This window comes from Rhodococcus sp. (in: high G+C Gram-positive bacteria) (assembly GCF_049286785.1).
Classification (GTDB): Bacteria; Actinomycetota; Actinomycetes; order Mycobacteriales; family Mycobacteriaceae; genus Rhodococcus_F.
Map to the genome: position 1 here is coordinate 1 of NZ_JBAQEO010000547.1, position 7,820 is coordinate 7,820.

At 69.1% G+C, this 7,820-nt stretch carries 5 protein-coding genes and 1 pseudogene; 3 read left to right on the forward strand and 3 right to left on the reverse strand.

The annotated features are described in order from the left end of the window. From WAW17_RS19710 to WAW17_RS19720, 3 genes and pseudogenes are all read left to right on the forward strand, one after another. Positions 1 to 1,054: pseudogene (locus tag WAW17_RS19710) on the forward strand (hypothetical protein); the annotation flags it as partial. A 147-nt stretch (positions 1,055 to 1,201) separates the two neighbouring features. Beyond that, positions 1,202 to 3,025 (forward strand): dynamin family protein, encoded by a 1,824-nt coding sequence (locus WAW17_RS19715; RefSeq protein WP_422334608.1) that lies wholly within the window; start codon positions 1,202 to 1,204, stop codon positions 3,023 to 3,025. Continuing rightward, positions 3,022 to 4,500 carry a dynamin family protein gene (locus tag WAW17_RS19720; RefSeq protein ID WP_422334609.1) on the forward strand — a complete coding sequence of 493 codons (1,479 nt, stop codon included), beginning with the start codon at positions 3,022 to 3,024 and terminating at the stop codon, positions 4,498 to 4,500. The genes WAW17_RS19715 and WAW17_RS19720 overlap by 4 nt, the downstream gene beginning before the upstream one ends. Positions 4,501 to 4,503: 3 nt before the next feature. Here the strand turns inward: WAW17_RS19720 and galK are convergent, their stop codons facing one another. From galK to WAW17_RS19735, 3 genes are all read right to left on the reverse strand, one after another. Further along, entirely contained in the window at positions 4,504 to 5,700 is a 1,197-nt protein-coding gene (galK, locus tag WAW17_RS19725) for a galactokinase (protein WP_422334610.1), read from the reverse strand. Continuing rightward, positions 5,697 to 6,833 carry a galactose-1-phosphate uridylyltransferase gene (gene galT / locus WAW17_RS19730; RefSeq protein WP_422334611.1) on the reverse strand — a complete coding sequence of 379 codons (1,137 nt, stop codon included), beginning with the start codon at positions 6,831 to 6,833 and terminating at the stop codon, positions 5,697 to 5,699. Before galT ends, galK begins: the two co-directional genes overlap by 4 nt. Before the next feature lie 250 nt (positions 6,834 to 7,083). After that, a complete protein-coding gene (locus WAW17_RS19735; RefSeq protein ID WP_422334612.1) occupies positions 7,084 to 7,626 on the reverse strand; it encodes a DinB family protein in 543 nt (180 codons plus the stop codon). Positions 7,627 to 7,820: the final 194 nt, after the last annotated feature.

A 7,820-nucleotide genomic window follows, 5' to 3' on the forward strand; every position in this document is an offset into this window, starting at 1 on the left:
ACTCGGCCTCGACGCCGGTGCCGGGCTCACCACCGCGCTGGACGGTGCCTTCGATGCGAGCACCGGCCTGGCCGGTGACCTGACCGGCGGCCTCGACGGTGCTCTCGGTGGCCTTCTCGACGCAGGCAGCCAGCTGACGGGCAACGTGGGGGGAGCCGTCGGTGGCGGTGTTTCCGGTGGTGTGGACAGTGCTGCCGGCCTCGGCGCGGGACTCGGCGCCGGTGTCGCGGCCGGTGCAGGTGCGGTGGCCGACGCGGGCGCAGACCTCGGTGGAAGCCTCGAAACCGGTCTCGTCGGCGGTCTCGAAACGGCCGGCGGCCTCGGCGCGGGCCTGACGAGCGGCCTCACCGGCGGGCTCGGCGGACTCTTCGACACCGGTGCAGAATTCGGATCCACCGTGACCGGCAGCGTCGGCAGCACCGTCGATGCGGTGAGCGAGGCCGGCGGCTCGCTGGGCGTCGTCGCCGATGCGGGTTCGAGCGTGGATGCGAATCTCGGTGGCGTGATCGACACCGCGGCCGGTCTGGGCGGCACCGTCGGCGGCGGGCTCGAAGGCGGTGTCGACGGCGCCCTGGACACCGCGGCCGGTGTCACCGGTGGCCTGGACGCCACCACCGATGCCGTCGCCGACCTGGGAGCAGGCCTGACCGGAGGCGTCGGCGCACTCGGTTCGCTCGGCACCTCGTTGGGCGGCTCGTTCGACAGCTCGCTCGACAGCTCGCTCGGCACCTCGTTCGAGGGTGGGGCGTCGGCAGGCGGTTCGGTGGACGGGGCAGGCTCGGCGGAGGCGGAGTCCACCACCGAGATCGTCTCGGACACCGCCGGCTCGCTGACGGGAACCGGGTCGTCCGCCGTCGAGGGCACGGCGGAGGCCGGGTCCAACCTCTGGTCCTCGATCGACGCCGAGAACGCCTTCGGCGCGGAGTCGAGCTTCGACAGCAGCTTCGACAGCAGCTTCGGCGGGGAGACGGAGAGCTCGCTGTTCGGTGACACCGACCTGTCGGTGACCCCCACGGAAGACGTCACGGGCGCGGTCGACACGCTCGAGCCGTGACCTCATGACGGTGCACTGCATGTAACGATTACAGCCCCGGACGCGGTATGCGTACCGGGGCTGTATTCGTCAGTTTCCTCAGTCGGGTGCAGGTGCACTGATACAGTGCCCGCACGAGGTCGGAAGAATTGCGGGTCAACGAAACTCATGGACAGTGCCACCGCCCGGTCGATGACGGCCCTGCTCGAGCAGACCCTGGACGTCGCACGCAGATTCGGCCGCTCCGATCTGGCTCAGCGTCTCGATCAGGCCCGCATGCGCGTTCAGGATCCGCGGATGCGCATCGTGGTGGTGGGCCCGCTCAAGCAGGGCAAGAGCCAGTTCGTGAACTCTCTGCTCAACTTGAACGTCTGCTCGGTGGGAGACGACGAGACCACCGCCATTCCCACCGTCGTGCAGAACGCCGAGACCGCGTCGGCGGAACTTGTCCTCGCGGAACCGGGCGGTGATCCCCTCCGGGTTCCGCTGCCGCTCGAGGAACTCAACGGCATCACCCCCGCATCGCCGCGCGCGCAGGGCCGCGAGGTACTGCGCGTGGAGGTGGCTGTCCCGAGCCCACTGCTCGCCGACGGACTGGTGCTGGTCGACACCCCGGGAGTGGGCGGGGCCGGCAATCCGCATGCCGCGAGCACCCTGGGCCTGATCCCCGCGTCGGACGCCGTGTTCGTGCTCTCCGACGCCAGCCAGGAATTCACCGAGCCGGAACTCGGGTTCCTCCGCCAGGTCACGAGCCTGTGTCCCTCGGTGGCATGCCTGATCAGCAAGACCGATCTGTACCCGCACTGGCGTGAGATCGTCGAGGCCGATCGGGGGCACCTGGTCCGCGCCGGCCTCGAGGTTCCACTCATCCCGATCTCCTCGGTGTTGCGCTCACACGCACTGCGACTCCAGGACGAAGAACTCAACGCCGAGTCGGGATTCCCGCAGCTCTACGCGTTCCTCCGCGACCGGGTGCTGGCACGGGCGGAGTCGAACACGAGGCGCGCGGTGTCCCTCGACGTGTCCTCGGTCGCCGAGCATCTCGCGCTGGGAATCGGCAGCGAGCTTGCCGCCCTGCGTGACCCGGCCAAGGGGGCCCTCGCCGTCGCGGAACTGCAGAAGGCGAAAGCCGGGGCCGAGGAGCTGCACAAGAAGACGTCGCTGTGGCAGCAGACGCTCGGTGACGGCATCGCCGATCTCGCCGCCGACATCGACCACGACCTCCGCGATCGTCTGCGGCGTGTCACCCGCGAAGCGGAGGAGACCGTCGACCAGGGTGATCCCGGCAAGGATTGGGACGCGCTCGGCCAGTGGCTCGAACAGGAATTCGCCACCGCGATCGGCGACAACTTCGTGTGGGCCCACGAGCGTGCCCTCTGGCTGGCCGAGGTGGTGGCACAGCATTTCGCCGAGACGGGGGCAGTCGAACTGCCGCACCTCGACGTCGCGAACATCGACGGAGTCCTCGAACCGGTGGCATCGCTCGCCGACCTCGAGTCGGGGCGCATCGGCATCACCCAGAAAGTCCTCGTCGGTATGCGCGGCTCGTACGGTGGTGTCCTCATGTTCGGGCTCATCACGACGATGATGGGCATGGCGCTGGTCAACCCCATCTCGATCGGCGCTGGAGTCCTGTTGGGCACCAAGGCATACCGGGAAGACAAGGAGAGCCGCGTCCTCAAACGCCGCGCCGAGGCGAAGGCCGCCATCCGCCGGTTCGCCGACGACGCCAGCTTCCAGGTGGGTAAGGAATCGAAGGACCGGCTGCGCGGCATCCAGCGGTTGTTGCGCGATCATTTCACCGGCATCGCGGAACAGGTGCTGCGCTCGATCAACGATTCACTGCGCGCGGCCCAGGAGGCAGCCAACCTCGAGTCCACCGAACGGACGCGTCGAATCGCGCAGCTCGAGAAGGATCTGCGCATCGCGTCCGAGCTGAAAGAGCAAGCGGCGCAACTCGTCGCAGGCGACGCCGGGGCAATCACTGCATGACCACCACCCCGCTCTCCGAGGCGCGTGCGCTGATCGCGTCGGCCCGTCAGTTGTATGCGGGACGACCCGAGATCCGCGATCAGCTCACCGAATGCGCCCGGCGGCTCGAGCAGCCACTGCGCGTCGCCCTCGCCGGATCGCTGAAGGCCGGCAAGTCTACGCTGCTCAATTCCCTGGTGGGGCAGGATATTGCGCCCACGGATGCCACCGAGTGCACACGCGTGGTCACCTGGTATCGCAGCGGGTCCACTCCCACCGTGACGGCGTGGTACGCCGATTCCCAACGGTCCGTGAACGTTCCGGTGCTGCGCCGGGACGGGCACCTCACGTTCGACCTCGGTGACCTCACAGCGGAACAGGTCGACCGCCTCGACGTCGAGTGGCCGTCGTCCGCGCTGGCCCACACCACCATCATCGACACCCCGGGCACGTCGTCGCTGTCCCGGGACGTCTCGGCCCGCACCCTCGAGCTGCTCACCCCCGACAACGAGGCGTCCGGCGCGGACGCTGTGGTGTATCTCCTGCGCACACTGAACGCGACGGACGTGCAGTTCCTCGGCCAGATCGGCGATCACGTCGGCGACGAGTCGGGTCCGCTCGGCGTGGTCGGTGTGGTGTCCCGGGCCGACGAGGTGGGGGCGGGCCGCCTCGACGCGATGATGTCGGCCAAGGAGGTGGCATCGCGGTTCGCGGGCGAACTCGAGCGCACCGGGCTGTGCCAGGCCGTGGTCCCGGTGGCGGGACTGCTCGCCCTCGGCGCCCGCACCATGCGCCAGGCCGAGTTCGTCGCTTTCCAGCAGTTGGCCGAAGTTCCGGTCGAGGATCTCAACCTGGCGATGCTCTCTGCCGACCGGTTCGCCCGCGAGGGTGGCCCGCTGCCGGTGGACGCCCGGATGCGGGCACAGCTCGCAGACCGCTTCGGGCTGTTCGGCATCCGGATGGCCGTCACCCTGATCCGACTGGGCACCAAGGATTCGCCGACGCTGGCCGCGGAACTGGTCGAACGCAGCGGGCTCGACGAGCTGCGGCAGGTCATCGACATCCAGTTCGGTCAGCGCGCCGACCAGCTGAAGACGCACTCCGCCCTGGTCGCGCTCAAGCGCGTGCTCACCACCCATCCGGTGGCGGGGGCGGACCGGATCATGCCGGCAGCCGAGCGGCTGCTCTCCGATGTGCACGGATTCCAGGAGTTGCGCCTGCTCGGGAGGTTGCGGTCCACGGAGGTGGCCCTGCCTGCCGACGACGTCGCGGAACTGCAGCGCCTCATCGGTGGCTTCGGGATCGAGATCGCCGAACGCCTGGGCACCGACGGCTCCGACTCGGTGGAACTGCAACGCACGAGAGCGCTTGCTGCGGTACGCAAGTGGCGTGAGCGGGCGCGGCATCCGCTGCTCGACCAGTTCACGGCGCGCGCGTGCACCATCGCAGCCCGCAGCGCCGAGGGTGTGCTGGAGGACCTGAACACGGGCGGATAGTTACTACGTCACGCGGTGCGCCGCGCCGGACGGCTCGCCGGCCAGGAACCGCGGGGTGGGCAACGCCGCATCTGCCGCGCCGCGCCGGACCCGGTCGGCCACCTCCTCGAGCCGGGCTTCCGGAACGAGCGCAATCGCCGAGCCGCCGAAACCGCCGCCGGTCATCCGGGCGCCCCAGGCGCCGGCGCCCAGTGCGGCATCCACGGCGCAGTCGAGTTCCACGCAGCTCACCTGGTAGTCGTCGCGCAGCGACACATGTGATCGGGTGAGGGCACCCCCGATCTCGGTGATCCGGCCTCTGCTCAGAAGTTCGGCAACCTCGTCCACTCTCCGCATCTCGGTGAGCACGTGTCGCACACGCATTTTCGACTCGGGATCGGTCAGCGATGCCAGGGCTGCGTCGACGTCCTCGATGTCGCGGAGGGAGGTCACGCCCAGAACCGAACGCGCCTTCTCGCTCAGCGAACGCCGGTTGCCGTAACCGCTGTCGACGAGCCTGCGCGGGGCGCGGGTGTCGATCACGACCAGCCGGGCGCCCGCCGCCTCGAAGTTCACCGGTAGGTATCGTGTGCTCCCGTCCCGGCAGTCCAGCAGAAGTGCCTGGCCGGGCCGGGCGAGCATCGCGACGGACTGGTCCATGCCGCCGGTCGGAGCTCCCACGATGTCGTTCTCGGCGCGGACGCAGGCGGCCGCCAGGGTGCACCGCCCGACCGCGTCGGTGGGCAGCCCCGAGAGATCGGCGACGGCAAGCGCGAACGCGCACTCGAGTGCCGCCGAACTGGACAGCCCCGACCCGACGGGAACGGTGGAATGCACGGCCACATCGAATCCCGTGTCGGTGGAGACCGTTCCCGATTGCCGGAGCGCCCACACGACCCCGGCGAGGTACGCCGTCCACCCCGCAGGATTGCCCGGCGCCACCTCCTGCAGGCGGCCCTGCCAGGTGTCGCCGGTGTGGGTGGAAGCGCACCCCAGCACCTCGTCCGCGCGTCCGCGGACCGCCACGGTGGTGACGTAGGGGAGTGCGAACGGCAGCACCCGTCCGCCCGCGTAATCGATGTGCTCGCCGATGAGGTTGACCCGTCCCGGTGCAGCCCACACTCCGTCCGGGACGCCGCCGAAGGCACTGCGGAACAGGGCTTCCGCACGCTCGGCCACCGATCGCACCTCCGTCGGCAGGACCCACTGTGGGGCGGTCACGATGCCAACTCCCGGAGCCGGTCGGCGATCCTTTCCGGCGTGGTGTCGTTGATCCAGGCCCCCACGGCGGACTCGGTGCCCGCCAGATATTTCAGCCGGCCCGGCGAGCGCATCAGCGAGAACAGCTGGAGGTACAGGCGACCGAAGCGCCGATCGTCACCGACAGGTGCCTGATGCCACGCCGCGATGTACGGGACGGGTGCGGGGTAGGGCGCATCGGGCTCGTCGAAGAACCGGTCGACCCGCCGCAGCAGTTCCCGGTAGATGTGGGCGAGTTCGTCGCGTTCGGGCCCGTCGAGTTCGGCGAGGTCGTGGACGTCGCGGTGCGGAGCCAGATGTACCTCCAGCGGCCAGCGGGCGGCCGCGGGAACATAGGCCGTCCAGTGCTCGGCCGAGCGCACCACGCGTCGGCCCGAGCGGCGTTCGGCGTCGAGCACGTCTCTCTGTAACAGCCGGCCGGTGTCCTCGAAGTGGCTGCGCGCGCGACCGATCAGCGTCCCGGTGCGCGGTGGCAGAAAGGGGAAGGCGTAGATCTGCCCGTGCGGATGGGCGAGCGTGACACCGATTTCCCGGCCGCGGTTCTCGAAGACGAACACCTGCCGGACACCCGGCAGCGCCGACAGTTCGGTGGTGCGGTCGGCCCACACGTCGACCACGGTGCGCACCCGATCCGTCGGCAGTGCTGCGAAGTCGGTGTCGGGGTCGCTGGTGAAACAGACCACCTCGCAGCGGCCGCCCGCGGGCGCCGACGGCCACAGCGGTTCGTTGTCGATGTGGGACGGCAGGTCCGGCCGTCCGGCGACGGTCGCCAGTGCGGGAAAACGGTTCTCGAACACCACCACGTCGTAGTCCACGGCCGGGATCTCCGACGGTATGCCCGGACGGCTCGGTGCGAGTGGTGATGCGCCCGGCGGCGGGAGGAACGTGCGGTCCATCCGTTGCGCCGCGATCACGACCCACTCGCCGGTGAGCACGTCGAATCGCCGCTGCGAAAAGGACATCGCCGGCGGGAGGGTCCGGGAGTCGACGAGTTCGCGGGTCGCAGCGCCCGACACATACGGTTCGGAATCGTCGAAGTAGATCAGCTCACGACCGTCGGCGAGTGTCGTCCTGGTCTTGCGCACTCTGCCCATCGCGTCACTCTCCGGGGGTCGGTTTCTGCTCAGCGCAGCCTACAAGGACGCCGCTGCCGCGAGGGTAGGCAAAGGTCACCCCAGGGTAGGTGGCCGGTGCCCGGACACCGAGACATGATGGTTCTCACCAGTCGGCGCAAAGTTGAACCGCAGGAGGTACGTCAACACACCACACCGCCATATGCTGAGACGAAACACCTCACCGGAACCCGAACCCGGTGAGGTGATTTCGTTTGTGCCGCGAATCGGATCAGAACTCCATGCCGGCGTCGGCGCCCATCTGCCTGGTGGTGTTCCCGCCGTCGAGCGACTCCCGGATGATGTCCGCATGGCCCGAGTGTTGCGCGGTCTCCCGGATGATGTGCAGGAGCGTGCGGCGTGCGGTCCACCACTGCCGCTCGGGGGCCCACGGGGCCGTGGGCAGCGGAACGAGCAGGTCCATGTCGTCGAGCCCGGCGACGACCGCCTCGGTGGCGCGTGCCACCGCCTCGTACTCGGCCACCAGGCCCTCGAGGGTCTCGTCGTCGCGCATGTAGTACTGCTCCATCGCGGATTCCATGTCGAACTCCGCCGTCTCGTCGCGCTCGAGAATGGAGTTCACCCGCTGTCGTTCGGTGTTCGCCACGTGCTTGATCAATCCGCCGAGCGTCAGGTCGCTGACGGTGGTCCGTTGCCGGGCCTGGGCGTCGTCGATGCCGCGGATGGTGATCAGGAGGGTGGAGCGCTGCTCCTGGAGGATCTGCAGGATGTCGGCACGCTCGCCGGTGAGTACGGGGTTCTGGGAAGTGGTCATGCCGACAACGGTAGGGACCAATGCGGTCAGAACAGGTCCTAATTGACAGGCCGGTGACGTTGCAGCCACGTGCTCACGCCGGGCGCGAACAGTGCCAGCACACCCACGACGACGAGTCCGCTGTAGACGAGTGGTGCCCACTGCAGCACTCCGGCCGTCGCATCACCCGCGTCGGACAGGAGAGACCACAGGCC

Coding starts and splice junctions, on each gene's coding strand:
- galT (WP_422334611.1), bottom strand. CDS start 6,833: ATGGGCAGAGTGCGCAAGACCAGGACGACACTCGCCGACGGTCGTGAG.
- WAW17_RS19735 (WP_422334612.1), bottom strand. CDS start 7,626: ATGACCACTTCCCAGAACCCCGTACTCACCGGCGAGCGTGCCGACATC.
- WAW17_RS19720 (WP_422334609.1), top strand. CDS start 3,022: ATGACCACCACCCCGCTCTCCGAGGCGCGTGCGCTGATCGCGTCGGCC.
- WAW17_RS19715 (WP_422334608.1), top strand. CDS start 1,202: ATGGACAGTGCCACCGCCCGGTCGATGACGGCCCTGCTCGAGCAGACC.